At 64.9% G+C, this 24475-nt stretch carries 20 protein-coding genes and 1 pseudogene; 8 read left to right on the top strand and 13 right to left on the bottom strand.

Features of this window, described 5'->3' with window-relative positions:
• Positions 1-76 precede the first annotated feature (76 nt).
• From pomA to CKO23_RS04970, 3 genes are all read left to right on the top strand, one after another.
• A complete protein-coding gene (gene pomA, locus CKO23_RS04980) occupies positions 77-838 on the top strand; it encodes a flagellar motor protein PomA (RefSeq protein ID WP_200328684.1) in 762 nt (253 codons plus the stop codon).
• Positions 839-871: 33 nt separating this feature from the next.
• A complete protein-coding gene (locus CKO23_RS04975; RefSeq protein WP_346014568.1) occupies positions 872-1735 on the top strand; it encodes a flagellar motor protein MotB in 864 nt (287 codons plus the stop codon).
• Between the two features lie 105 nt (positions 1736-1840).
• Complete coding sequence (locus CKO23_RS04970) at positions 1841-2365, top strand: PilZ domain-containing protein (protein WP_242482217.1); 525 nt, start codon at positions 1841-1843, stop codon at positions 2363-2365.
• Between the two features lie 207 nt (positions 2366-2572).
• Here the strand turns inward: CKO23_RS04970 and CKO23_RS04965 are convergent, their stop codons facing one another.
• The 3 genes from CKO23_RS04965 to CKO23_RS04955 form a co-directional block, all read right to left on the bottom strand.
• Complete coding sequence (locus CKO23_RS04965) at positions 2573-2866, bottom strand: RNA-binding protein (protein WP_200328680.1); 294 nt, start codon at positions 2864-2866, stop codon at positions 2573-2575.
• A 219-nt stretch (positions 2867-3085) separates the two neighbouring features.
• On the bottom strand, positions 3086-6220 hold the full coding sequence (locus CKO23_RS04960) for an efflux RND transporter permease subunit (protein ID WP_200328678.1): 3135 nt from the start codon (positions 6218-6220) through the stop codon (positions 3086-3088).
• 21 nt (positions 6221-6241) lie between these two features.
• Complete coding sequence (locus tag CKO23_RS04955; RefSeq protein ID WP_200328676.1) at positions 6242-7474, bottom strand: efflux RND transporter periplasmic adaptor subunit; 1233 nt, start codon at positions 7472-7474, stop codon at positions 6242-6244.
• A gap of 170 nt (positions 7475-7644) precedes the next feature.
• Between CKO23_RS04955 and CKO23_RS04950 the strand changes: the two genes are divergently transcribed.
• On the top strand, positions 7645-8238 hold the full coding sequence (locus tag CKO23_RS04950; RefSeq protein ID WP_200328674.1) for a TetR/AcrR family transcriptional regulator: 594 nt from the start codon (positions 7645-7647) through the stop codon (positions 8236-8238).
• 361 nt (positions 8239-8599) lie between these two features.
• Here CKO23_RS04950 and CKO23_RS04945 read toward each other — a convergent pair whose 3' ends face one another.
• From CKO23_RS04945 to CKO23_RS04910, 9 genes and pseudogenes are all read right to left on the bottom strand, one after another.
• On the bottom strand, positions 8600-9838 hold the full coding sequence (locus tag CKO23_RS04945) for a hypothetical protein (RefSeq protein ID WP_242482231.1): 1239 nt from the start codon (positions 9836-9838) through the stop codon (positions 8600-8602).
• A 54-nt stretch (positions 9839-9892) separates the two neighbouring features.
• Positions 9893-9961, bottom strand: a pseudogene (locus CKO23_RS25460) (SEC-C metal-binding domain-containing protein); the annotation flags it as partial.
• 348 nt (positions 9962-10309) lie between these two features.
• The gene (locus CKO23_RS04940; protein WP_200328671.1) at positions 10310-10948 is read right to left on the bottom strand and encodes a carboxypeptidase regulatory-like domain-containing protein; all 639 of its coding nucleotides are present in this window, start codon (positions 10946-10948) and stop codon (positions 10310-10312) included.
• 79 nt (positions 10949-11027) lie between these two features.
• Positions 11028-12536 (bottom strand): RsmB/NOP family class I SAM-dependent RNA methyltransferase, encoded by a 1509-nt coding sequence (locus CKO23_RS04935; protein ID WP_200328669.1) that lies wholly within the window; start codon positions 12534-12536, stop codon positions 11028-11030.
• A 4-nt stretch (positions 12537-12540) separates the two neighbouring features.
• Positions 12541-14022, bottom strand: coding sequence for a RimK family protein (locus CKO23_RS04930; protein ID WP_200328667.1), 1482 nt, complete (start codon positions 14020-14022; stop codon positions 12541-12543).
• Positions 14015-15181 carry a GNAT family N-acetyltransferase/peptidase C39 family protein gene (locus CKO23_RS04925; protein ID WP_242482216.1) on the bottom strand — a complete coding sequence of 389 codons (1167 nt, stop codon included), beginning with the start codon at positions 15179-15181 and terminating at the stop codon, positions 14015-14017. Before CKO23_RS04925 ends, CKO23_RS04930 begins: the two co-directional genes overlap by 8 nt.
• A 264-nt stretch (positions 15182-15445) precedes the next feature.
• Entirely contained in the window at positions 15446-16573 is a 1128-nt protein-coding gene (locus CKO23_RS04920) for an NAD(P)/FAD-dependent oxidoreductase (RefSeq protein ID WP_200328665.1), read from the bottom strand.
• Between the two features lie 54 nt (positions 16574-16627).
• Positions 16628-17443 (bottom strand): PD-(D/E)XK nuclease family protein, encoded by an 816-nt coding sequence (locus CKO23_RS04915; protein WP_200328663.1) that lies wholly within the window; start codon positions 17441-17443, stop codon positions 16628-16630.
• 90 nt (positions 17444-17533) lie between these two features.
• Positions 17534-18160: an arylesterase gene (locus tag CKO23_RS04910; protein ID WP_200328661.1), complete on the bottom strand. Its 627-nt coding sequence runs from the start codon at positions 18158-18160 to the stop codon at positions 17534-17536.
• On the opposite strand from CKO23_RS04910, the gene CKO23_RS04905 reads away from it, so the two are divergent.
• Positions 18159-18848 (top strand): ABC transporter ATP-binding protein, encoded by a 690-nt coding sequence (locus CKO23_RS04905; RefSeq protein ID WP_200328659.1) that lies wholly within the window; start codon positions 18159-18161, stop codon positions 18846-18848. The two genes, CKO23_RS04910 and CKO23_RS04905, sit on opposite strands and share 2 nt — an antisense overlap.
• Positions 18845-21334, top strand: a complete 2490-nt coding sequence (locus CKO23_RS04900) for an FtsX-like permease family protein (RefSeq protein WP_200328657.1) — start codon at positions 18845-18847, stop codon at positions 21332-21334. The genes CKO23_RS04905 and CKO23_RS04900 overlap by 4 nt, the downstream gene beginning before the upstream one ends.
• Before the next feature lie 231 nt (positions 21335-21565).
• Here the strand turns inward: CKO23_RS04900 and CKO23_RS04895 are convergent, their stop codons facing one another.
• Positions 21566-21763 carry an Alvin_2107 family globule sulfur oxidation protein gene (locus CKO23_RS04895; protein ID WP_200328655.1) on the bottom strand — a complete coding sequence of 66 codons (198 nt, stop codon included), beginning with the start codon at positions 21761-21763 and terminating at the stop codon, positions 21566-21568.
• Positions 21764-22141: 378 nt separating this feature from the next.
• Here CKO23_RS04895 and CKO23_RS04890 point away from each other — a divergent pair, with 378 nt between their 5' ends.
• Positions 22142-23185 carry an AAA family ATPase gene (locus CKO23_RS04890; protein ID WP_200328653.1) on the top strand — a complete coding sequence of 348 codons (1044 nt, stop codon included), beginning with the start codon at positions 22142-22144 and terminating at the stop codon, positions 23183-23185.
• Positions 23178-24452, top strand: coding sequence for a vWA domain-containing protein (locus tag CKO23_RS04885; protein ID WP_200328651.1), 1275 nt, complete (start codon positions 23178-23180; stop codon positions 24450-24452). The genes CKO23_RS04890 and CKO23_RS04885 overlap by 8 nt, the downstream gene beginning before the upstream one ends.
• The last annotated feature ends 23 nt before the right edge of the window (positions 24453-24475 follow it).

Genomic DNA, 24475 nt, shown 5'->3' with positions numbered 1-24475 from the left:
AGACCGAGTCACATACTAATCGACACCACTGCGGCGGTCAGCAGACCGAGCGACTGAGACAGAGGGAGATGCAGCATTGGATCTGGCAACCCTACTCGGACTGGTTGGTGCCATGGGCGTCATGATCGGCGCCATCGTGCTCGGCGGCGATATCATGGTCTTCCTCGACGTCCCCTCGATCGTCATCGTCATCGGCGGCACGGCCTTCGTCGTCTTGTTCCGAACCACGTTCGGACAATTCCTCGGCAGCTTCAAGGTCGCGCTCGGCGCCTTCCTGCACAAGAGCACCCCCCCGACGAGTTTGATCGAGGAAGCGGTGGCACTGGCCAATGTCGCTCGCCGGGAGGGATTGCTCGCCCTGGAAGGCAAGGAGATCTCGCATCCCTTCCTGCAGACGGGAATCAGTCTCTGCATCGACGGGCATCCACCTGACGTCGTCTCCAAGGTCCTGAGCAAAGACATCAATCTCACCATCCAACGCCAGGAGGCCGGTTACAGTGTCTTCAAGTCCACGGCGGAGGTCGCGCCCGCGATGGGCATGATCGGAACACTCATCGGTCTGGTGCAGATGCTCTCCAACATGTCGGATCCGAAGAGCATCGGCCCCGCGATGGCCGTGGCGCTGCTGACCACCCTCTATGGCGCGGTCATCGCCAATGCCTTCGCCACCCCCATCGCCGAGAAGCTCAAACTCAGGAGCAACGAGGAAAAGCTTGCCAAAACGCTGATTCTAGAATCGATTTCCGGGATTCAAGAAGGCTTGAATCCACGTGTCCTCGAGCAACTCCTCATGACCTACCTACCGGAAAGCCAGAGGCAGGGCTCGGGCAAGGACTGATGATTCACGCGACCACTGAGCGGAGTTGACGCCGTGGAAGAAAACGAATGCGATGAGCAGGAATGTCCGCCCGCAGGTGCGCCGGAATGGGTCATGACCTTCGCCGACCTCATGTCGCTGATGATGTGCTTCTTCGTGCTGCTGCTGTCCTTCTCCGAGATGGACGTGCTGAAGTTCAAACAGATCGCGGGTTCCATGAAGGTCGCCTTCGGCGTTCAGCGCGAGATCAAGTCGGCGATGGATGTCCCCAAGGGCACCAGCATCATCGCCCAGGAGTTCTCCCCGGCGCAGCCTGAGCCCACGCTGATCAACGAGATCCGCCAAGAGAGCATGGATGAGATGAAGCAGAACCTCAAGGTCGAGGACGCGGCGGCGGCGGATGCCCAGGAGAAGGCCGAAGAACTCAGGGAGGCCCTCAAGAAGGAGATCAAGGAGGGTCTGCTGGAGATCAGCACCATCGACGATCAGGTCATCATCCGTATCCGAGAAAAGGGCTCCTTCGCCTCCGCCTCGGCCCAGGTCAGCGCGGCCTTCCGCGCGGTGCTGACCAAGATCGGCGATGCGCTCAATCAGGTCGACGGCAAGATCATCATTGCCGGACACACCGACGACATCCCCATCGAGACCTTGGAGTTCCCCTCCAACTGGGTCCTGTCCGCCGCCCGGGCCGCCGCCGTGGCGCACACCATGACAGAGCTGGGCAGCGTCGATCCGGAACGGATCGAGATCCGCGCCTATGGCGAGAACCGTCCGCTGGAGTCGAACGACACCGCGGAGGGCCGCGTCATGAACCGGCGGGTGGAGATCATCGTCCTAGGCGATCGCAGCGCACAGACCTTGCTGGAGAATGTCACGGATCCCGCCGCTGAAACCGCAGGGGAGGCAAACGCCAGATGACTGAGGCAGCAGATGACTGAGGAATGCGATCGCTCCCTGAGGGAGCAGGAAAGGAAAGCGCAGGAAAGACGCCGCTACTTTCGCATTGACGATGAGGTAGGGCTCATGGTGAGGCCGATCCCCGCGGAGGAGGAAGAGCAGGCGATCACCAGCTTCGCTGACGAGCGATCGCACGCCAGCCTCGCAAACGAGCTGCGTGCGCTGCGGGATCTGCACCTGCCCCAGCGGCGCAGCCTGGACTACAAATTCCCCACGGTGTCCGCCTATGTGCGCATGCTGGAAAAGCAGATCGACATGCTCGCGCTGGCGATCGGCGACGAGAACGGTTTCTCCGCGGCCCCGAACACCCTGGCCAACCTCAGCGCCCAGGGACTCAGCTTCGATGGGGGCGACGACCTGGCGACCGACGCGCTCGTCGAGCTGCGACTGACCCTGTTCCCAGACCGCTGTCACATTCGGGTGCTGGCCCGCGTCGTGCGCTGCCGAGTCGACCAAGCCTGCAAGTCGACCGCACTGGAGTTCGCGCACATCAGGGAGGCGGACCGCGAGGCCATCATCCGGCACATCCACCTCCTGCAGCGTCTGCAGCTTCAGGCCAGCGCCGAGGCGGAATTCGACAAGGGCGTCTGAGGCGTCCTAAAGCCTCAGCGCCGGCACTAGGGCTGAGCGCAGAGAGACTCACCGCACCGCAGAGCGGAGCACCTTTGGCGTGACCATCCTGGGCGGCCGGCGACAGGCCATCCGCCTACGTACCTATCCGAGGATCGAGCCGATAGATCTGCAGTGACGGACAGACCGGCGCACGGTCTGGTCCGTCACACTCGGCGATACGCGGACTCAACCGACATTGACGCGCCGCTCCTCCCCTTGCCAGTCCGAGCAGGGTGCGCGGGGCCGGTACTCGCGCGCCTCGATCGCCTGACCGCGGAAGAACAAGCCGTTCAACCGTCTGATCAGGGCGCGTCCCGCCTCATGATCCGGAATGCGCGCGACAAAGTAGTGATAGTTTCGATCGTTGCGGTCGCGACCTTCGTGGCACTGAAAGTCCGGTCGAAGCTCGACCCCCTCCAGAAAGCTGGTGAGTTCTAAAAGGGTCGCTCTTGCGGGCAAATTACCAATGAAAACCTCCATTCCTCGACTCCTTGCAAGCTGATCCGGGCTGAGAATCTTTGCGAATTAAAGACGGGATGCTCGGCAAAAGCTATGACGGAGCACGCAAAGTGCGAAACACAGGACAAGGATAGGGCCGCATGAGCGGTTTAGTGCGATCCACGCCCGACCAGCTGAGGCTCTTCCATGCGCCATGGCGCGCGACAGCAGCAGGGCTGTCGCACGCACCCGATCCTGGGCTCAGACGGACGTCTCGGCCGACCGGGGCTCGGCGCTGGCTGCTTTGGCGGACTTGATCCGCCCCCGGATGAGCACGAAAAAGAGCGGCACGAAGAGGACGCCCAGGAGGCTCGCGGCAACCACCCCGCCCAGCACCCCGGTCCCAATGGCGTTCCGCCCGCCAGAACCCGCGCCAGTGCTGATCGCCAGCGGCAGGACACCGAAGCCGAAGGCCAGCGAGGTCATGACGATGGGCCGAATCCGCATCCGTGCCGCTTCCAGCGCCGCGGAGACGGCATCCTTGCCCTGCTCCTGAAGCGTCTTGGCGAACTCGACGATGAGGATGGCGTTCTTCGCCGAGAGGCCGATGGTGGCCAGCAAACCGACCTGGAAGTAGATATCGCTGGGCAGGCCCCGGCTCGACGCCGCCACCACGGCGCCCAGCACGCCGAGCGGCACGACCAGCATCACCGAGAAGGGCACCGACCAGCTCTCGTAGAGCGCCGCCAACGCGAGGAAGACCACCAGGGCCGAGAGCGCATAGAGCGCCGGCGCCTGAGCCCCGGCCGCGCGCTCTTCGAACGAGAGCCCGGTCCACTCCAGCCCGATGCCCTTGGGCAGCTTGGAGGCCAGCTCCTGAACCACCGCCATCGCCTCGCCCGAGCTGATCCCCGGCGCCGCCTGACCCAGGATCTCGGACGACGGCAGGCCGTTGTAGCGCTCCAGCCGCGGAGAGCCATAGGTCCAGCGCGCCGAGGCGAAGGCCGAGAAGGGGACCATCTCGTCCTTGTCGTTGCGCACGTACCAGTCGTCCAGGTCCTCCGGCTGCATGCGGTAGGGGGCGTCCGCCTGCAGGTAGACCTTCTTGACACGGCCCTCATGGACGAAGTCGTCGACATAGGCGCTGCCCCAGGCGATCGAGAGGGTGCGATTGATGTCCGCGAGCGACAGGCCCAACGCACCAGCCTTGGTGCGGTCGACCTCGACCTGAAGCTGGGGCTCATCCTCGCGGCCATTGGGGCGCACGGCGGCGAGCTTGGGGTTCTGCATGGCCATCCCGAGCAACTGGCCGCGCGCGGCCATCAGCGTCTCGTGACCCAGGCCGGCGCGGTCCTGCAGCTGGATGTCCCAGCCGGAGGCGGTGCCCAGCTCGATCACCGCGGGCGGCGGGAAGGCGAAGACGCGGGCATCGCGAATCTGCGAGAACGCCCGCATCGCCCGTCCGGCGACCGCGCCGACACGCAGGTCTGGACGTTGGCGCAGACTCCAGTCCTTCAACCGAACGAAGCCGATCGCCATGTTCTGACCCTGGCCGGAGAAGCTGAAGCCGGCAACCGTGATCAGCTCCTGCACCGTCTCCTTTTCATTCTCACGGAAGTAGTCCTCGACCTGTTCAAGGACCTCCAGCGTCCGCTCGCGGCTCGCCCCCGAGGGCAGCACGGCCTGCATGATGAGGATGCCCTGGTCCTCGTCCGGCAGGAAAGCGGTCGGCATGCGCTCGTGCAGCCCCCAGAGCGTCGCGAGCAAGACCGCGTAAACGCCCACGAAGAACCAGCGGCCCCTGATGATGCCGCCAACGCCCTTCTCGTAGAGTCCGACCGAGCGCTGAAAATTGCGATTGAACCAGCCGAAGAAGCCGCGCCGGGGGCCGTGCGGGATCGGCTTGAGCAGGGTCGCGGTCAGCGCCGGGCTCAGCGTCAGGGCCACCAGGACCGACAACAGCATGGCCGAGACGATGGTGATGGAGAACTGGCGGTAGATGACGCCAGTCGATCCGCCAAAAAACGCCATCGGAATGAAGACGGCGGAGAGCACCAGGGCGATGCCGATCAGGGCGCTGGTGATCTGATCCATGGAGCGGCGGGTCGCCTCCTTGGCGGGCAGCCCCTCCTCGCGCATGACGCGCTCGACGTTCTCCACCACCACGATGGCATCATCCACCAGCAGGCCGATGGCGAGCACCATGGCGAACAGCGTCAGGGTATTGATGGAGAAACCGAAGGCCGCCAGCACGCCGAAGGTCCCGAGCAGGACGACCGGCACGGCGATGGCCGGAATGAGGGTCGCGCGGAAGTTCTGCAGAAAGACGTACATGACCACGAACACCAGGACGACCGCCTCCAGCAAGGTCTTGACGACCTCGGTGATGGAGATGCGCACGAAGGGCGTGGTGTCGTAGGGATAGACCGCCTCCATCCCCGCCGGGAAGAAGGCCGAGAGCTCCTCGATCTTGCGTTTGACCGCGTCCGAGGTCTGCAGGGCGTTGGCACCCGTGGCGAGCCGGATGGCCATGCCCGCCGCCGGTTTGCCGTTGTGGCGCGCGGCCTTGGTGTAGCTCTCGCTCCCGAGCGCGATCCTGGCGACGTCGCGCAACAGCACGGTCGAGCCGTCCGCCTGGGTGCGCAGCCGGATGCCGCCGAAGGCATCGGGGGTGTTGAGACGGCTCTGCACATTGACCGTCGCGGTGATCTCCTGACCCGGCAGCGCCGGAATGCTGCCCAGCTCGCCCGCCGAGACCTGGGCGTTCTCGGCCTCGATGGCGGCCGTCACGTCCGCGGGCGTCAGGCCGTATTGATTGAGCCGGTTAGGATCGAGCCAGATCCGCATGGCGTACTGTGCCTCGAACAGCGTGATCTCGCCGACGCCCGGCACGCGGCTGATGCTGTCCTTGACCAGGCTGGCGGCATAGTCACCGAGATCGGCACCGCTCAGGCGGCCGTCGCGCGAGACGAAGGCCACCACCATGAGAAAGTTGCGCACGGACTTGGCGACCTGGATGCCCTGCTGCTGAACCTGGGATGGCAGCAGGGCCGTGGCGACCTGCAGCTTGTTCTGCACCTGCATCTGCGCGATGTCGGGGTCGACGCCGTTGTTGAAGGTCAGGGTGATGGTCGCCATGCCGGTCGACTCGCTGGTCGAGGACATGTAGCGCAGCCCGTCGAGCCCGTTCATCTGCTGCTCGATGACCTGGGTCACGGAATCCTGCACCGTCTGCGCAGAGGCACCCGGATAGGTCGCCGTGATGGCGATGGCTGGCGGCGCGATGCTTGGGTATTGAGAAACCGGCAGCGAGAGGATGGACAGGACGCCTGCCAGCATGATGACGATGGCGATGACCCAGGCAAACACGGGGCGGTCGATGAAAAAGCGAGCCATGATGGGCGTTCCTCAGGTAGCTCAGTGCGCCTTGTCGAGCTGGCCGATGGCGCGGTCCGGCTGTGCGGAAGCGGAGGACGCGGCGGACTCGCCGAACTTGCCGCCGACATCCACCGCCTTGGCCTTCGCCCCGGCTTTAACTTTCTGCGTTCCCTCGACGATCAGGCGATCCCCCGCGGCAAGCCCGGAGTCGATCAGCCAACGATCGCCCATGGTCCTGGTCGTCTGCAGCGCACGTTCCTCGACCTCCCCAGCCTGGTTCAGAACCATGGCGATGGGATTGCCGCGACGATCACGCTGCACGCCCTGCTGAGGCACCAGGACGGCATCGGGCCGCACGCCCTCCTCCACCGTTGCGCGCACGAACATGCCGGGGAGCAGGACATGGTCCGGGTTGGGGAAGCTCGCGCGCAGGGTCACGGCCCCCGTGCCCGGATCGACGGTGACCTCGGAGAACTCCAGGCGCCCCTCGAGCGGATAGGCGCTGCCGTCCTCCAGAACCAGCGTCACCTTGGGCTGCTCGCCCGCGGGACGCTGCAGCCCGCCGTCCTGCAAGGCCTGTCTCAGGCGCAGGATCTGGGCGCTCGATTGGGTCAGGTCGACATAGATGGGATCGAGCTGCTGGACGGTCGCCAGCGCCAGCTCTTGATTCGCGGTGACCAGCGCCCCCTGCGTGACCGCGGAGCGGCCGATCCGCCCGGCAATGGGCGAGGTCACGCGGGTGTATTCCAGGTTGATGCGCGCACTGGCGAGATCCGCCTCGTCAACGGCGACGCTCGCGGCGGCCTCTTTCAGCGCCGCCTCGGCGTCGTCGAAGTCCTCCTGGCTCACGGCATTCGCCTTGACCAGATTCGCGTAGCGTTTGGCCTTGAGCCGGGCACGCTCCAGGGTCGCCTTGGACCTGGCCAGCGCGGCTTGTGCGCTATCGAAGGTCGCTTGATAGACCGCCGGATCGATCTGATAGAGCACCTGACCGATCTCGATCTGACCGCCCTCCTTGAACAGGCGGTCGCGGATGATGCCACCCACCTGAGGACGCACCTCGGCAATGCGATAGGGCGTCGTGCGCCCGGGCAGCTCGCTGACCAGGGTGGTGGGGCGCGCCTCGACGGTCACGATACCGACCTCTGGCGTCGGCATCCCGCCGCCGCCGGGGCCCGCCGTCTGCTTGGGCGCGTCGCAGCCGGCCAGCAGCAGCACGGCAGCGACTGGGAGCAGGGCCACCATCGCTGGCCGCCGGGAGTCTGCAGTCATGATCACCTCAGGCTGGAAAAATAAAGAGTGAACGTTCATTCTAGACAATGGCGCGAGCCTAAACAGCCTGACTGTGCGCGTCAAGCCAAGATCACCCAACAACAAGACCCGCGGGAGCGCTCTGCGGCAAGCGCCCCAACCCAGACCGGCTGCGAGAGGAGGAAGCCAGGATGCCAGATCACCCAGAAAGCGAGTCGCCCCGCTGTCAGGTCAGACGCACCCAGATTCTGGAAGCAGCGGCCAGCTGCTTCGCCCGACACGGCTTCCATGGCACGAGCGTTGCGAAGCTGGCCGAGGCGTCCGGCATGAGCCCAGGACACATCTATCACTTCTTCGAGAACAAGGAGGCCATCATCGCCGCGCTGGTCGAGCGCAAGCTGGAGCAGTCATTGGAGATGGTGCGGCAGTTCGCGAGCGCTGAGGACGTCTTCCAGGCGCTGCTCGACCGGGTCGACGCGGGGCTGGACGAGAAGACCGATCTGGACAACGCCGCGCTGGAGCTGGAGATCCTGGCCGAGGCGGCCCGCAACCCGCGCGTCGCAGCCAGCGTGCGTCGTGCCGACCGCATCAAGCGCGAGCGACTCCTTGAGGTGATCAGCCGCGCGAGCCGCGAGCGCGGCACCCAGCGCGCGTCCGATGTCGCGGAGACGGAGCTCATCATGGCGCTCTTCGATGGCCTCTCGGTAAGGGCGATCAACCATCCTGAACTGGACCGCACGGCTTTGGCGCCCTTGCTCAGGCGCGCGCTACAGACCTTCGTCTAGGAGGCCGTCCGACGGCGGATGGCGGGCATGCCGAACGACTCACGCGACTCATTGCGCAGCCTTTCCGCCGACGCCGTTTCAGGCCCATGGCTACCCTAACGAGCATGCAGGAGTGGTAGCACCCCGGGAAATGAAACGATGGCGGTCGCGTGGCACCGCGGAGCGGGTGCCACGAGAGGTTTGCTATTTCACGGTAACCTTGCGGACCGGCGTCAAGAACCTGCCCCCCCCCCCGAGACGATCAAGTCGCCGGCGCCGGCCTATATCTATCGCGATGACTATCCGCTTCTGGATGCACGCATATCCAGTGCGGCATCCTTGCCCAAGCGTCCATGGTCCAAGACCATCGCCAGCGAGTCGCTCAAGATGGAAAGACCTTGAACGCCTTGCCCTCGATGCCCTCCCGCCGAAGGCCATCGCTTGCCGATGCCCACATCTCTTCGCACCAGCGCTGCAAATCGGCGCCAAGCTCCACGGAGATGAAGTCGCGTTGAGCGAGGTACTCGCCAAACCAGTACATGGCGTTGATCGAGCCCAGTGCCTTCGTTGGGTCCAATGCGATGAGAAATTGGGCATTTCGGGCCAGGGTTTGGTCGACGAGCTGCCTGGTGAAGGTGAATGGCTGTCGTGGTCGCTTTCCGCTTGGAGTGCTTCTCAACAAGTACTTCAGCACCTGCTGACGGTAGAACTGGGCCTTCATCCAACTGAAGCCCTTTTCTCTGTGCAGCCATCCCATGAAGTTGCGGGTGGCGGTGTTGTAGAACTGGGCAACATCCTTCGTCGCGCGGAAGCTGTCGAGGAAGCTCGCGTCGAGGTCCCCGGCGATCTGATCGAGTGTCGTCTCCAGGCTCTTGGGGTCGTACCACTGCTCAAGCAGCGGAGTCCGCAGTGCCTTGAGTCGCTCGACCAGCGGCTCTGGATTGGCGCGATCACCGCCGCTGTCGAGATAGTCCGTGCAATAGGCATAGACCAGGATGTCCAGTGCCTCGTCCCCTCCAATGACCTGGGATGAGCGTATGAGGGGGTCGTAGATCGCTTCTAGGAGATCCATGAGCGTCTCGTCGCGCTCAGTCACCATGAGGAAATTGATCACGCCGAACAGGAAGTCCGCATCGGTATCCGGATATTCCTTGAACCACGTCAGATAGGCATGGATGTCGGCGTCCGCGCCCTGCTCGATGATGCTGTAGGCGATGATGTCCCGATCGAAGTAGGCGAAGCTCTTGAGATAGGTCGCCGGAAAGGTCTGGCGGAGATGCTTCAGGAGCTCGATGTAGTCGCCGGTTCGGTCGAGTCTGACAAGCTTTTCGCCCAGCTCGAACAGGGCTTCGTCCACATCAAGGTTTTCGACGAGATCCGGGTGAGCTTGGAAAAATGCGTGCAGATGACGGAGAACCTGGTCCGGATCCTCAATCATCCCATCGTATTCGGACCGCCAGGCATCGACCAAGGCTTGCTCTTGCTCGCCGATCTCAGGCATCTCCTTGTCGATGGTCTTGGAGACATAGGGCTCCACGTCGATTCCGGGCGACTCCTCGAAATCTCCTATTAAAGCAGACTCATCGAATGCGTCATCGACGAAGGGCTCGTCTTCGAACAACGCCTCGACATCATCTTTTCTTGTATTTTCGAGATGCTTTTTCTCGTCTTTCGCGAGGCAGCATTTCTTGTATTTCTTGCCGCCGCCACAGGGGCAGGGATCATTTCTTCCAACTTTACTCATGTGTAGGCCATTCGTTGTCGATTTCTTGCCATCGGGCGGCGTCTAGAGCGAAATGCGAAAATTTCTTTTTGTGTATGATTTCGGAGATCGTACCGTCCGCCATCATGAACTCTGAGGTCCGGGATCGATCGAGGCGAGTCCACTCATCAGCTCGGAGCGCCCGTCCGCCCCGCGCGTTGACCTGACAGCCATCAGGCACATGCTGACGTGGCAGCTCCACGGCCAAACCTGCCGCTCGACCCCGCCGCCTGGGCTGTCACTTGCCGACCGACGACGCCTCGGCGGCGAGACCGGCCGCTCGCCGGAAAGCGGCTTGGTGACCAGGGAAAGGCTTCAGCGGCGCCTGACTCAATCCGTCCAGTAGAAGGACTGCTCCACGGCCCCCTGCTCGGGGACGATGATCTCCTTGGTTTGCTCCTGCCCGGCGTTGTCCAGCCGCAGCACATAACGGCCAGGCGCAAGATCGGCGTAGAACCAGGGTCCCTGCGACACCGCCGTGAGCAGCGTCGGCCCTGTCGCGTCGTCGATACGGACCTTGACATCGGCCAGGTAGGCGCCGGACCCCTGCACGGCGAAGAGCATCCGAAGATTGAACCTGGACTTGACCTCCTCCATCTCCTCGCGCCCGGAGACGCCGATGCCGCCGCTGATGTAGGGCACACCACTAGCCGCATCCACATCGACCGCGCTCCGCGGCGCTGGGGCCAAGGTCGGGGCGGCCGAGCCATCGGGCGGGGTCTCGGCGCCGGGTAGGATGGCCCCGCCCGGCAAGACGGTCCCGGCCGGCAACAGGGTCCCCTGCTGCAACACCGTCCCCTGCGGATACTGCTCGCCCGCGAGCGCATCCTGCCCGGGCGCGATCGCCCACTCCGTGCGCGGGGTCTCGGGGCGCCTCGGCTCCGGCTTGATCGGCTCCTGCGCGGATTGCGCGGACAGAGGGGCTCCATAGACACAGGCCAGCAGCGGAAACAACAAGCTCCGGATCATGTGCCTTCTCACGTACAACCTCCTGATCGAATGATGAAAAACGAACGGCGATGGCAGCTCCAACACACTGCACTCGCCATCAACCTAAGGCATCCGCGGGCAGATCCCGTGCGGTTGCCGGGGCCTGTGGTCCAGCGGCACAGCCGCTCCAGCGGCGCGGAAACTGACTCTCGATGACACCTGAGCGGTGGAAGATGGCGACACCCAACACATAGCCAAGGTAGCTGACGATGATCTGGCCGCGAGGCATCGCGCTCGCCTGCTCGGGGGTCGGCTCGAAGGTCTCGCGGCGCATGTAGGCGTCGCGCTGGGTCTCGGTCAGCTCAAGCCTGAAGCGGGTGGCATCTCGCCCGACCAGCAAGGCCCCCGCCGTCGTGGGTTTGGGCGGGCGGACATTGGTGCGATGAAAGAACAGACCACTGCCTTCGGCCTTGGGGGCGGCGGGCGGGGCATGATCCGCCGCCATGAGATGCAGTCCGCGCCGGGTCTGGCGGTTGACCCGATACTGGCCCCAGTAGCCCTCGGCAAAACCATACTTGGCATCCAGCCCGGCGAGCCATTCAGCGTTGCCGATCTCGCTGCCGACGGCCTGCGTCGGCTGCGGCTCCACCAGGCAGGCGGGGCTCTTTTCCAACACGGCGATGAAGAAACCACCCGTATCGTTGTGATGGGGCCAGAAGCGGTGGCAGAGCGCCAGCTCCGGGGACAGCGTCTTGTCGCCCCAGGCGGTGATTCCCGGCTGGGTCAGAAAGCCCGGGATGCTCACCTCGATCAGGCGAAGCTCGCCAGGGTGCTCCGCCAGGATGTCCGCCACCACCAGCTCGTTCTCCTCGGGGGCGAAGGTGCAGGTCGAATAGAGGATGCGCCCTCCCGGCCGGCAGCGCTGCACGGCCTTGCGCAGCAGCGCGCGTTGGCGGGGTCCGAGCCGCTCCGAATTGGCGTGGTCGAGCCGCTGCAGCAGCGAGACGTTGCGTCTGAGCGTCCCCTCGCTCGAACAGGGCGCGTCCACCAGGATGCGATCGAACTGCCCGCTCGCGCTCGGCCAGTTGGCGCCGTCACTGCAGGTGGTGGTGACATTGACGACACCGAGCCGATCCAGATTGCCTTGCAGGGACTTGATGCGCATGAAGGAGAGGTCGTTGGCGATCAGGGTGCCGCGATTGCCGAGCGCGAAGGCCATCTGTGCCGTCTTGCCGCCCGGTGCCGCGCACAGATCCAGCACCCGCTGACCGGGGGCGAGGTCCATCAGGAGCGCGGGGATTTGCGACACGACCTCCTGGGCATGGGCCAAGCCGACGCAGTACCACCATTGCTGTCCAGCGCGGAAGCTTGCCGGCACGGCCAGCGCACCGGGCAAACCGGGCACCGGCGCGGCTGCCACCCCTTGCTCGGCCAGCAGCCCCGCGAGCGCGTCGACGCCGATCCGCGTCGGATTCGCCCAGACGCAGCCCGGCAAGGGGCGGCACAAGGACGCGACGAAGGCGTCCCAGTCATCGACCAGACTGCGGTAGCGGCCGAGAGGAGAGGCCGCAATGTCCGCGGGCGTGTTGACCACGGCCGCGCGGCCGCGAGCGGAGCCTTCTGCCATGCGCTCAGGCCTTCCTGATTCGGCGCCGATCGAGCCGCTCGACGAGCTCGCCGATCAGACGCGCGTAGAGTTGGTCGCCGAGCACCTTGTCCTCGACACCGGCATCCAGACTGGGATTGTCGTTGACCTCGATGACCACGGGTCCGGCTGGCGTCTCCTTGAGATCCACCCCATAGAGGCCGTCGCCGATGAGGTCGGCCGCCCGCAAGGCGGTCTTGAGCACGGCCTGCGGCACGTCCGCGACCGCCAGGGTCTCGAAGCCGCCCTCTTCATGCCGACCGTCGAGCTCGTGCTTGACGATCTGCCAGTGATCGCGCGTCATCAGATACTTGCACGCATAGAAGGGTTTGCGCCCGAGGACGCCGATACGCCAATCGAACGGGGTGTAGAGAAACTCCTGCGCCAGGATCAGATCGGATTCCTTGAAGAGCTTGGCGGCGATGCGGGTCAGACCGCTGTGATCCTCCGCCTTGAAGACACCGCGCGAGAAGGAGCCCTCCGGGATCTTGAGCACGATCGGGTAGCCGATCTGCTCCTCGGCGTCCATCAGATTCTCCTTGCGCAACACCAGGGTCTTGGGCCGTGGGATGCGGTGCGCCGCCAGCAGCTCGGCCAGATAGACCTTGTTGGTGCAGCGCATGATGGATTCCGGGTCGTCGATGACCACCATGCCCTCGCTATCCGCCTTCTTGGCGAAGCGGAAGGTATGGTGCCCAATGCGCGTCGTCTCGCGGATGAAGAGCGCGTCGTACTCGGCCAGCCGGCCATAGTCCTTGCGCTGGATGAGTTCGACGTTGACCCCCTGGGCCTTGCCAGCCTTGACGAAGAGCGCCAGCGCCTTGGAGTCCGAGGGCGGCAGCTCCTCGGCCGGATCGTGCAGGATGGCGAGGTCGTAGCGGTAGGACAGACGCGCGCGCGGCTGGCGCCAGCGTTTGGAGAGATAGCCCTCGAGCGCCGTGAACAGCGGGCTGTCGGCATCGTCCCCGATGGAGGTGATCGGCAGGGCCTTGATGGCCCCGATGCGCCAGCTGCCATGCAGACGAAACTCGACCTTGAGGATGGGGCAGCGAAAGGTCTCGAAGATGAGCCGCGCCAGCGGCTGCAGCTCCTTGACGTCGCATTGGCCGAAGCAGATGGTCAGCTCGTAGGCCGTCGGGGCGAGCGCCGTGGTCTTGCGCCGCCCGAGCAGACGCTGGGCCAGGGCATTGAGCTCCTCGGTCGCCAGCTCGTAGATCTCGCGGCTCGAGAGCTCCTGGATGGTCCGGACCGAAGGGATGACTTTGTGTCCACGCGCCTCGGCGAGCAAGGAGCAGTAGTAGCCCAAGGAGAGGTAGCGGTAGCTGCGGCAGAGATTGATGACGCGCAGATCCCGCTTGGCTGCCAGCTCCCCGCCGGCGAGATAGTCGCGCGCCGTCACCACCGGAAGTCGCGGATAGCCCGGCTTCCAGTCCCCCTGTTGCTCCACCAGTAGCAGATGCTCAGCCATGCGGGGACACCCCGGCAGGCTCGGAGACGAGCACGACGGCCTGCAGCCCGACCCGACCATAGCGGGCCATGCGGCTGAATTCGTCGCGTTGAATGGGCATATCGATCGAGTCCAGCGTGGTCTCTCCGTTCTCATAGTCGACGTAGGGGTCGTGGACGTAGACGAAGTGCTCGTCGAAGCCGGTGATCACGACCCAGTGAGGAAACTTCTCTTGATAGATCCGATAGGAGCTGATCAGCACCAGCGGCACGACACCGGCGTCCCAGCGTGCCTGTAGATCGGCAATGCGCAGGGTCTCGTAGTTGACTGGTATACCGCGCTGCTCGGCCTCGGCGAGCATGTCCTCATGGACCAGGCGCATGACCTCCTTCTTCTCGGGGCTGCGCACCGAGTCGACCAGGAGCACGCCCTTGTCGCTCACGTAGACCGCCACGTCGAACCCGCGGCGATTGGCCGCCAGCGCCAACCCGAGCGGTCCGCAGCCGCCATGCCCGGAGGTCATGAAGATGGTCGTGGACTCGCGCCAGATGCGCAACTCCAGCGTCCGGCTCAGCACCAGAGAGGGCTTTAGCGCCTGCATGGCCATCATGAGAGAGGACGGGCCGCAGGTGAAATCGAGCGTCTGCTCGTAGAAGGGCACCCGCTTGAGTTCGGGCTTCAAACCGGGCGCAATCAGCTTCTCGTAGCGCAGCGCCTCCATGTGATCTTCGTAGTAGTCCGAAAGCACGCCGAAGCGGCGATAGCCCGCGTGCTCGAACAGCGTCTGAGAGGCCAGATTGTCGCGCCGGATCTCCAGGCGCATATAGGCGCGATCCTGCTCCCAGGCCGCCTGCTCGGCCGCCACCACCAACAGCCGGCCGATGCCCCGCCCCCGCGCCTGCTCAGAGACCGCGATGGAGTAGAGCCGCGCGACCGAGGTCGCCCGACTGAAGAGCACCAGGACATAGCCAAGCAAGACACCCCCCTCGTGCGCGACCAGGGTGCGCGCCCGACCGCGCGTCAAGAGGTAGCGAAACTGGCGGCGATTGATGCGATCGGTTTCGAACGCCGCCTCTTCGAGGCGCAGCAAGGCGCTCAAATCGCTCACGATCGCGGCGCGAATGAGCGGCGCGGATGCACCGGCTGCAGTCTTGACCTGCTTGATGGAGGGGGTCGCCAAGGCGGGGAATCGGTCTTAGGTCGGAATCTCGCGAGAATCTACGCGAGGCGCGAAAAAAAGCAAACCGGATTGAGCATGATCTGTCTGTCTACCCTAACCAGACGCCTGCGCCTGCTCGCGCGCGACTTATCGATGCCACGGAGGAGAAGCCGGCGAGGAGTGCCCAGATCGCGCCATGGTCGTGAGATGCAGTGAGCACTGCCCCGAGCCGTCACGGCTTCACCTGCGCGCCGGGCGCAGGCGAAGTCGACGGGCCGACGCGCATCAATGATAGCGGCGCAGATAGATCCACTCGAAGAAGCGCTTGAGCCAGTGGAAGATGCGCATGGACGGCAACACCAGATTGTACTTCTCGGTACGCGCAACCAGCATGCCGCTGTCATTGGTGTCGACGATGCAGATGAGCTCCACGCGGAAACCGGCCGTTGGCCTTTTCCCATCGAGTTCGGCCACCAGATTGCGCGACGCCGCACGCGCCTGCAAATCGGCCATATGCCCCTGCTTGGGCATCCAGTCAGGGCCTGGAAAGCTGCCGGAATCGCCAGCCACGTAGACCCGCTCGAAGCCCGGCACGCGGCACTGGGCATCCGCTTGGAGCAGACCGCCCGGCGAGCGCGGCAGATCCGTGTTGTCGAACCAGGCGTTCCCCGTTAACCCCGGCATGAAGAGGATGAGATCCGCGGGGAATTCCTCTGCCTCCGTCGTGACGCTGGCCTCCGAGAAGCCCTTGAGCTTGTGGCCGAGATGGGTGGTGATGCCACAGCGCTTCATCTCGCCGAGCAAGCCGTCGACGGCCTTGGGGCCCAGACGATTTCCGGGTCGCTCCGCCGGCGTAAAGAAGTGCAGGTCGAACCTGTCGCGCCGCCCCTCCTTGCGCAGCTGGTTGTGCATGCCGAAGAGGAACTCGAAGACGGGTCCGCCACGCATCGAGCTTTGCTCGTTGGGATTACTGGCAAACCCCATGGCGATGCTGCCACCGTCCATGGCGCGCACGCGGTCGCGGATCGCCTTGGCCGCCGCGACGCCCTCGCAGGGGACGATGGCATGCTCGATCCCAGGCAGCTTCTTGATGAAGCGCCCACCGCTGGCGAGGATCAGGCCATCGCTCTCGATCGGGCCTTGCGTGGTCTCGAGGACACGGCCGCCGTCGCTGAGACCTGTCGCCTCCGCGGCGCAATGGGTCGCCTTCATCCTGCCGAAGAAGCGCTTCAGATCGATGACCAAGTCATCGCCCGTGCGCAGACCCGCGGGGACCCAGATCAGCCCAGGATAGTAGACGAACTCGGGCCGCGGACTGACGACGGTGATCTCGAGGTCTGGCTTGAGCCGCCGAAGCGTTCGGACGGCCGTCAGGGCCGCGAAGCCGGCGCCAACGATGGTAACGCGTTGCATAAGAGACTCCAGATGATGTGTGCTTGAAGAGCGGGCGATACGCCGGAGGCGACATCAAACCCCAGTGATATCGAGCGAGTCGCCAAAGGTCTCGATCCCCAGCTGCGCCGCGACTTTGAGCGCGCGCGGATCGATCATGGGCGAGATCACGATCAACCGGTCGGCCTTTCGATTGTGCAAACGCTCGTAGAAACGCGCCTTGCGTTCGAAGCTGTACATCCCCGCCTTGTCGATCGAGGATTTCAACTCGCAAATGAGGAGCTGCCCGTTCTTGACGATCACGTCCAGCTCGACCTGATCGGGACGCCCGAAGACCTCGCCTGTCGTATCGATTTCGTTGACGTTGATGACCTGCACCCCGAAACTCTCCTCGAGGATCGAGGCCAGCGCGTCGCGGAAGGCCCGCTCGGATTGCAGCCCCCAGCGAGCGCCCAAGGCACCGATCGAGCGATCCACCTTCTTCGATTGCGCCATGATCTCTTCATGGAGGCGCAGCAGCTCGTCCTGATTGCGCTCCCATTTCAGCCGCTGCTCATCCCACCTGAGCCGATCTTCGGCCTTCTGCTCGTCCCAGTTGCGCTTGTCCTCGGCCTTCTGCTCATCCCACTTGCGCGCCTGCTCGTCCCACTTGCGTGCTTGCTCGTCCCATTTGCGCTTATCCTCCGCCTTCTGCTCATTCCACTTGCGCGCCTGCTCTTCGCGGTCGCGGCGAAGCTCGGCGAGCACTTCCCAGAAACGGTCTTGAGTCTCCGCGCGCCCAGCATACTCGGAGCGCGTCACATCAAGGACAAAGGCACGGAACGCGGGGTCGTCCCGCAGCAAACCGGGCAGCTCCCTCTTGATCTCTTCCTTCAGCATCTCGGTGTTCATCGGTGGTCTCAACGACGACTGGATATCGGTACAACTCGCGCCTTGATGCCTATCACGGGGGACAGGGCGGCACTGAGCAAAAACCTTCGCTCACTGCGTGCCCCGCTCGGGCGCGGCGAGGAGCGGCTCCAGCGTCGGCCAAACAGTGTCCAAGAGCCTGTCTTGCGCAGCCGCCGTCGGGTGTAAACCATCGGACTGCATCAGATCCCAGTGCTCGGCGACGTTCTTCAACAGCGCAGGCACCAAGGGCACACCCTCCTGGGTACTGACCTCGCGGAAGACCGCTTGAAAGCCCTCGGTGTAAGCCACACCATAATTTGGCGGTAGACGTACGCCGATCAAGAGCACGCTGGCGCCGCTATCGCGACCGAGCCGAATGAGTCCGCCCAGATTCTCCCGCATCACACCGAAAGGCAGCCCGCGCAGTCCGTCATTGGCGCCCAACTCGATCACCAGCACAGACGGCCGATGCTCCTCCAGTAACGCCGGGAGGCGCGTCAGCCCGCCAGCCGTGGTCTCGCCTGAGACACTGGCATTGACGACTTGATGCGGCCGCCCTTCCCGCTGAATGCGCCGCGCGAGCAATGAGACCCACCCCGCCTCGGTTGAGAGGCCGTAGCCAGCGCTCAGGCTGTCTCCGAGAACGAGAACCACCGGAGGCTGCGCGACGACCGCGAAGGGCAGCAGCACGAGTAACATCAGGAGTCGACGGATCATGTTAGAGAGCAGCGCTCAAGCCGTGTCTAGGGCAATCGGATTAGGGAAGCATGTTAACGGCCCCGCGGGCGGCTTGACCATCCTCGCGAGCCTGAGCCTGGAGATCGAGGCTGGAGAGGCCGTTGCCATCCTTGGCGCCTCGGGCTCGGGCAAATCGACGCTCCTGGGACTCCTCGCCGGACTCGACGACCCGACCTCGGGCGAGGTGTGGCTCTGCGGTACGCGCGTCTCGGACCTGGATGAGGACGGACGCGCCGAGCTGCGCAGTGGTCGCGTGGGCTTCGTGTTCCAGAACTTCCAGCTGCTGCCCACCTTGACCGCGCGCGAGAACGTGCTGCTGCCGCTCGAGCTGACCGGCGCCCGGGACGCGGCGCGCCGCGCCGACGAAGCCTTGGAGCGCGTCGGCCTCGCGGCTCGCGCCGACCATTACCCCAAGCAGCTCTCGGGCGGGGAGCAACAGCGCGTCGCGATCGCGCGTGCCTATGCGCCGCGGCCCAGCGTGCTCTTCGCCGACGAACCGACCGGCAATCTGGATCAAGCCACGGGCGAGCACATCATCGACCTGCTGCTCGACCTGCGCGAGGAGGCCGGCGCTGCGTTGGTGCTGGTCACCCATGACGCGCAGCTGGCTGAGCGCTGCGACCGTCGGCTCGTCATGAACAACGGGCATCTGGAGTCCCTGGCGTGAAGGCGTGGCGCATCACCCTGCGGCTGCTGCGTCAAGACTGGCGCAGCGGCGAACTCTATCTGCTGAGCGCCGCGCTCGTCCTCACGGTGGCCGCCATCACGGCCGTCGGCTTCTTCACGGACCGCGTCGAGGCGACCATGGAGCGGCAAGGCAGCGCACTCATCGCGGCCGACCTGGTGCTCGAGTCATCCCACCCCTTGACGCAGGACTTCGCGCAAGAGGCGCGGGCGCGCGGACTCGACATCGCTCAGCTGGTGGAGTTTCGCAGCGTCGTGGTCGCTGCGCGAGGGCCTCAGCTCGTCCAAATCAAGGCGGTCGACCCCAGCTACCCGCTGCGTGGCGAGCTCCGGCTCAGCGATGGGCTCGAGGCGCCAGACCGCGCGGCGCTGAGCGGTCCCGCCGCCGGCGAGGCGTGGGCGGAGTCGCGCCTGCTGAGACTCCTGGCGGTCGACGTCGGAGCGGAGCTGGGCGTGGGAGACACACAGCTGCGTATCGGGGCGATCCTGACCAAAGAGCCTGACCAGGGTCGCAGCTTCTTCAATATCGCGCCGCGCGTGCTGATGAATCGCACGGACCTGGCGGCGACCAAGCTCATCGGCCCCGCCAGCCGCGCGACCTACCGGCTGCTCGTCGCTGGCCCGGCCGATGCCGTCTCCGGCTTCAAGGCTTGGGTCGAGCCCAAGCTCGGTGTCGATGTCACGCTGGACGACGCCGCCGATGCACGTCCCGAATTCGCCTCCGCCATCGAGCGCGCATCGCGCTTCCTCCACCTCGCCACACTGGTCACGCTGCTCGTGGCCGGAGCGGCCATTGCGCTGGCGAGCCATCGCCTCGTCGAGCGCCAGATCGATGCGGTGGCGGTCATGCGCTGCCTCGGCGCCGCCAGGCACCTCCTGATGCAGGTCTTCGTGCTGCGGCTGGTGGTCTTCGGGCTCTTGGCGAGCCTGCTCGGCTGCCTCCTGGGCTGGGCCGGACAGCAGGGCCTGGCGCTCGCGCTCTCGGACTGGTTTGCGAAGGATCTGCCACCGCCATCGCTCGCGCCCGCGCTGGTCGGCATGACGACGGGCATGACGGCGCTGCTGGGATTCGCCGTCCCGCCGCTGTTCCAGCTCGCTCAGGTACCGCCACTTCGGGCGATCCGCCGCGACCTCGGCGCCCCGCGCGCGTCCGCCGCCGTGAGCCTGGGGGCCGCCGCCGCGGCCTTGGCGGTGCTGGTCTTCTGGCAGGCGAACGACGCCGAGCTTGCCTGGAAGCTCCTGGCGGCCGTGCTCGGCACCCTCGTCACGCTGATCCTCACGGTGCTGGGGCTGGTGCGGCTTGCGGGCGGGCTTGCCGGGCGCGCACGCGGTGTCTGGCGACTGGGGCTAGCCGCCCTCGCCCGCCGCCCGAGCACGGCGGTGCTGCAGATCACGGGGCTCGGAATCGGCATCCTCGCACTGCTGCTGCTGGCTGTCGTGCGGGTGGATCTGCTGAAATCCTGGCAGGAGACGCTGCCGGAGGGCGCACCCAACTACTTCCTCATCAACATCCAACCGCAGGAAGTCGAGCCCCTTAAAGGCTTCCTGCGCGCTTCCGACATCCCGGCACCGGTGCTCTACCCCATGATTCGCGGGCGACTGCTCCGCATCAACGCGCACAGCGTCGAGCCCAGCGACTACGAGGATCCGCGCGCGGAACGCCTCGCCAGCCGCGAATTCAACCTGAGCTACGCTGAGGACGCGCAGCCGGATAACCGCATCGTCGCCGGCCGCTGGTGGACCGACGCGGCGGCGGCGCCACAACTCTCCGTCGAGCAGGGTATTGCGGAGACCCTGGGAATCGGGCTCGGCGATGAGCTGACTTTCTGGGTCTCTGGGCATGAAGTGAGCGCCCCGGTGACCAGCCTCCGAGAGGTGCAGTGGGACAGCTTCAACGTGAACTTCTTCGTGGCCTCTTCCCCGGCATTGCTCAAAGACGAGGCGGCAACCTACATCACCAGCTTCTATCTGCCGCCAGATCGCGAGCCGCTCATCGCCGAGCTGACCCAGCGCTTCCCGAGCGTGACGAGCTTGGATGTCGACGCCATCCTCGCGCAGGTTCGAGCGATCATCGACCGCGGCGTGCTCGCGGTCGAGTACGTCTTCCTCTTCACCCTGGTAGCGGGTCTGCTGGTGATGTATGCCGGCATTCAGGCCAGCCTGGAACAGCGTCGGGTCGAACATGGCGTCTTGCGCACACTTGGCGCGCGCCGGCGCGCGCTCCTGGGCAGCCTGGCCGTGGAATTCGCCGGCGCTGGACTGCTCGCCGGGCTGTTGGCAACCATCTTTGCGCAAGCGACCGGCTATATCCTGGCCGAGCAGCTCTTCGAGTTGGAGTTCAGCCCCAATCCCGCACTCTGGGCGGTCGGCGTCTTGGGCTCGGCCCTCTTGATTGGCCTGGCGGGGACACTGGCGACCTATCCGCTGTTGATCCAGCCGCCGCTCAAGACACTCAGGGATGAAGGTTGACCGAGCATTGACGGAGCCAATGCCCGCGGCACTCAGAGGGGAAGAGGACAGAAGAGCGGGCGGGAGGAATCCAAGGAACCTGAATCCGGCATCCGCTCACGCCCGAGCGCAATGCGTGCAACCGCCACCCACTCGACGCCCGCCGAGCGGCTAGTCGAGGAGATGGCAGGGAAAGGCACTCACGCCCAAGGTCCGGCCGGCTTGGACTCCGGCCAGAGGGCAGTTGCGGCCTTAGGCCTTTACCCAGTCACCGAAATTGTCGGTCGTCTTCTCTTCGCCGTCGGTGTAACCGGCCTCGTAGGCTTCGGTCAGACGCTGCTCTTCGCGCTTCGGATTCTGGAGGAAGCCGCACTGCCAACCCTGGATATACTCGTCGTCGACACCCATCTGTTCCATCTTGGTCACGGCATCGTAGTAAATCTGGTTCATTTCCGATCTCCGAGCTACTTCGTTTAGGGATGGCTTCGTCTCTGGCGACGCGACCACCTCGGCTTATTAAGATAGACAGATCATGATGTTCCCATCACGATTCGCCAAGTCCTCGCTCTTATTCAACTCTCGGACGGAGCGCCACCCGAACGACGGGCACGATCACGGGGACGAGAAGGGGCATAAGAATACAGCGTTTTTCTAATAGGTGACAAGTACGCTTGGACGCTTGGAGGCTTCCCCCGCTTCGCGCCGCGCAATGATTTCCGTCAAGGACGACAGCCTTGCGAAACCGCCACCAAGAACACATGTGAGCGAGACGAAGCAAGGATGATGCGGCTCAGACCCATCGCCGTATCTGGAGGTCGAGACTCAATCATGCGCCCAGCTCAACTCCTTCGCGTCTTGGACCGCGAACTCATCAGTACAGCCGAAGGCCAACACACACCCGTGATGCTCTGGGGTCCACCTGGCGTGGGGAAATCGCAGATGGTGGCCCAAGTCGCCTCCAGACACCAGGCGCCCGTGATCGACATCCGCCTTTCACAGATGGAGCCGAGCGATCTTCGCGGCATCCCATTCCGCACGGAGCACCGCGTCGAATGGGCCATACCGGCCATGCTGCCGAATGCGCAGCGCCACGGCCCAAAGGGCGTCCTCTTTCTCGATGAGATCACCTCCGCGCCACCAGCGGTTTCCGCCGCGGCCTATCAGCTCATCCTCGACCGCCGGCTTGGCGACTATGAGGTACCGCCCGGATGGGCCATCTTCGCCGCCGGAAACCGCCAAGGTGATCGCGGCGTCACCTACAGCATGCCCGCGCCTCTGGCCAACCGCTTCTCCCATTTCGAGGTCGAGACTCACTTGGACGACTGGGTCGCCTGGGCCTATGGCGCGGGGATCGACGAGCGGTTGATCGCCTTCTTGCGCTTCCGCCCCGAACTCCTGTTCGATTTCGACCCGGCTCACAACCCCGTCGCCTTCCCGTCACCCCGCTCCTGGGAATTCGCGCACCGCGGGCTGCACAAGTTCGAGGATGAACCAGACCTTCTGCAAGGCACGCTTCAGGCCTGCGTCGGCCCAGCGGCCGGCATCGAGCTCACAGCCTTCGTCCGCAGCCTGGACCAAATGCCCGACCTGGACGCCATCGTGCGCGGCGAAACCGTCCCAGCGCCCCGCGAGATCGACCTCCAGTATGCGGTCGCCGCCGCCCTGGTCGGACGCGCGATCCGCGCCCTGAAGGATCCAGACGGGATCACCATCATCGGCAACATCCTCCACTACGCCGGACGCTTTCCCGAGCGCGAGATGGGCGTCATGCTGGTCTCGGATCTGCACCGCGCCGTCGGCAGCCGCTTGTTCGACGTGCCGGCCTTCGCCGATTGGGCGCAGCGTGTCTCGGATGTGATGTTCTATGACTGAGGCCGCCAGCCACGCGGACCAGGCCGCCATCGAGACCAAGCTTGCGGCCGCCCGGACACGACTCATCCTGGACAAACCCTTCCTCGGCGCCCTGGTGCTGCGACTCCCGATGCAGCCGGCGGCCCCGGAATGGTGCCCAACAACCGCAACCGATGCCCGCGTCTTCTACTACAACCCGGATTACATCGACGCGCTCAGCCTCGACCAGACCCAGTTCATGCTCGCGCACGAGGCCTTGCACTGCGCGCTGTCGCACTTCGCCCGCCGGCAGCACCGCATCCGACACAAGTGGGACCTGGCCTGCGACTACGCCATCAACCCCCTTCTGATCGAGGACGGCCTCAGCCCGCCCCCCAACGCCTTGGTCATGCCCTTGTTCAAGGGACTGACTGCCGAAGAGATCTATCCACTGATCGACGACGCAGACGAGTCCGAGCCGCTGGATCGGCACCTCTATGATCAGGAGGACCGAACCGGCGGCACCCGGTCCGGCCTGACCGAAAAGGATCTGGACCGCCCCAGCCCCCCAAAGGCCGGAACGCAGTCCGACGGAAAGACAGGTGGCGCGGCCGGCGATGATCCGTCCGATGCCGGCCAGGGCAGTGCCACGGGCGAGCCCCAGCCACTGACGCCGGACGAGCGCGAGACCCTCTCCGTTCAGTGGCGGCAACGCCTGGCGGGCGCCGCCCAGCAGGCCCTGCAGGCCGGCAAGCTCGGCGGCGAGCTGGCCCGCCAGATCGATCACCTGCTGCAGCCGCAGCTTCCCTGGCGCATGCTACTGGCGCGCCATATGAGCGCCTTGTCACGCGACGACTACAGTTATCAACGTCCATCGCGACGGGAAGGCGAGTTCATCCTCCCGAGCCTCAGGAGCCAACAACTCGACCTCGTCGTTGCAATCGACACCTCGGGCTCCATCAAGGATGCCGAGCTCGATGAGTTCATCGCCGAGATCGACGCCCTCAAGGGTCAGGTGCGCGCGCGCATCACCCTCTTGCCTTGCGATACGACATTGTGCGAGGGCGCGCCATTCCGGTTCGAGCCCTGGGAAGACTTCCGACGCCCCGAACGCATCCAGGGCGGCGGCGGCACCAGCTTCCGCCCGGTCTTCGACTGGGTGGAACGGGAGGGCGTCCAGCCTGACCTGCTGGTCTACTTCACCGATGCCGAGGGCGAGCGCCCGTGCCAAGAGCCACCCTACCCCGTGATCTGGCTGGTCAAGGGGCATGCCAAGGTTCCCTGGGGTCAACGCATCCAGCTCAATTGACTCAGGCCCAGACCCGCTCTAAC

It is taken from the genome of Thiocystis violacea, assembly GCF_016583565.1.
Lineage (GTDB): Bacteria > Pseudomonadota > Gammaproteobacteria > Chromatiales > Chromatiaceae > Thiorhodococcus > Thiorhodococcus violaceus_A.
Note: the sequence above shows the minus strand (reverse complement) of the source record. Positions and strands in the feature narration are given on the sequence as shown.

Coding starts and splice junctions, on each gene's coding strand:
- CKO23_RS04970 (WP_242482217.1), top strand. CDS start 1,841: ATGGTGAGGCCGATCCCCGCGGAGGAGGAAGAGCAGGCGATCACCAGC.
- CKO23_RS04965 (WP_200328680.1), bottom strand. CDS start 2,866: ATGGAGGTTTTCATTGGTAATTTGCCCGCAAGAGCGACCCTTTTAGAA.
- CKO23_RS04960 (WP_200328678.1), bottom strand. CDS start 6,220: ATGGCTCGCTTTTTCATCGACCGCCCCGTGTTTGCCTGGGTCATCGCC.
- CKO23_RS04955 (WP_200328676.1), bottom strand. CDS start 7,474: ATGACTGCAGACTCCCGGCGGCCAGCGATGGTGGCCCTGCTCCCAGTC.
- CKO23_RS04950 (WP_200328674.1), top strand. CDS start 7,645: ATGCCAGATCACCCAGAAAGCGAGTCGCCCCGCTGTCAGGTCAGACGC.
- CKO23_RS04940 (WP_200328671.1), bottom strand. CDS start 10,948: ATGATCCGGAGCTTGTTGTTTCCGCTGCTGGCCTGTGTCTATGGAGCC.
- CKO23_RS04935 (WP_200328669.1), bottom strand. CDS start 12,536: ATGGCAGAAGGCTCCGCTCGCGGCCGCGCGGCCGTGGTCAACACGCCC.
- CKO23_RS04930 (WP_200328667.1), bottom strand. CDS start 14,022: ATGGCTGAGCATCTGCTACTGGTGGAGCAACAGGGGGACTGGAAGCCG.
- CKO23_RS04920 (WP_200328665.1), bottom strand. CDS start 16,573: ATGCAACGCGTTACCATCGTTGGCGCCGGCTTCGCGGCCCTGACGGCC.
- CKO23_RS04915 (WP_200328663.1), bottom strand. CDS start 17,443: ATGAACACCGAGATGCTGAAGGAAGAGATCAAGAGGGAGCTGCCCGGT.
- CKO23_RS04905 (WP_200328659.1), top strand. CDS start 18,159: ATGTTAGAGAGCAGCGCTCAAGCCGTGTCTAGGGCAATCGGATTAGGG.
- CKO23_RS04910 (WP_200328661.1), bottom strand. CDS start 18,160: ATGATCCGTCGACTCCTGATGTTACTCGTGCTGCTGCCCTTCGCGGTC.
- CKO23_RS04895 (WP_200328655.1), bottom strand. CDS start 21,763: ATGAACCAGATTTACTACGATGCCGTGACCAAGATGGAACAGATGGGT.
- CKO23_RS04890 (WP_200328653.1), top strand. CDS start 22,142: ATGCGCCCAGCTCAACTCCTTCGCGTCTTGGACCGCGAACTCATCAGT.
- CKO23_RS04885 (WP_200328651.1), top strand. CDS start 23,178: ATGACTGAGGCCGCCAGCCACGCGGACCAGGCCGCCATCGAGACCAAG.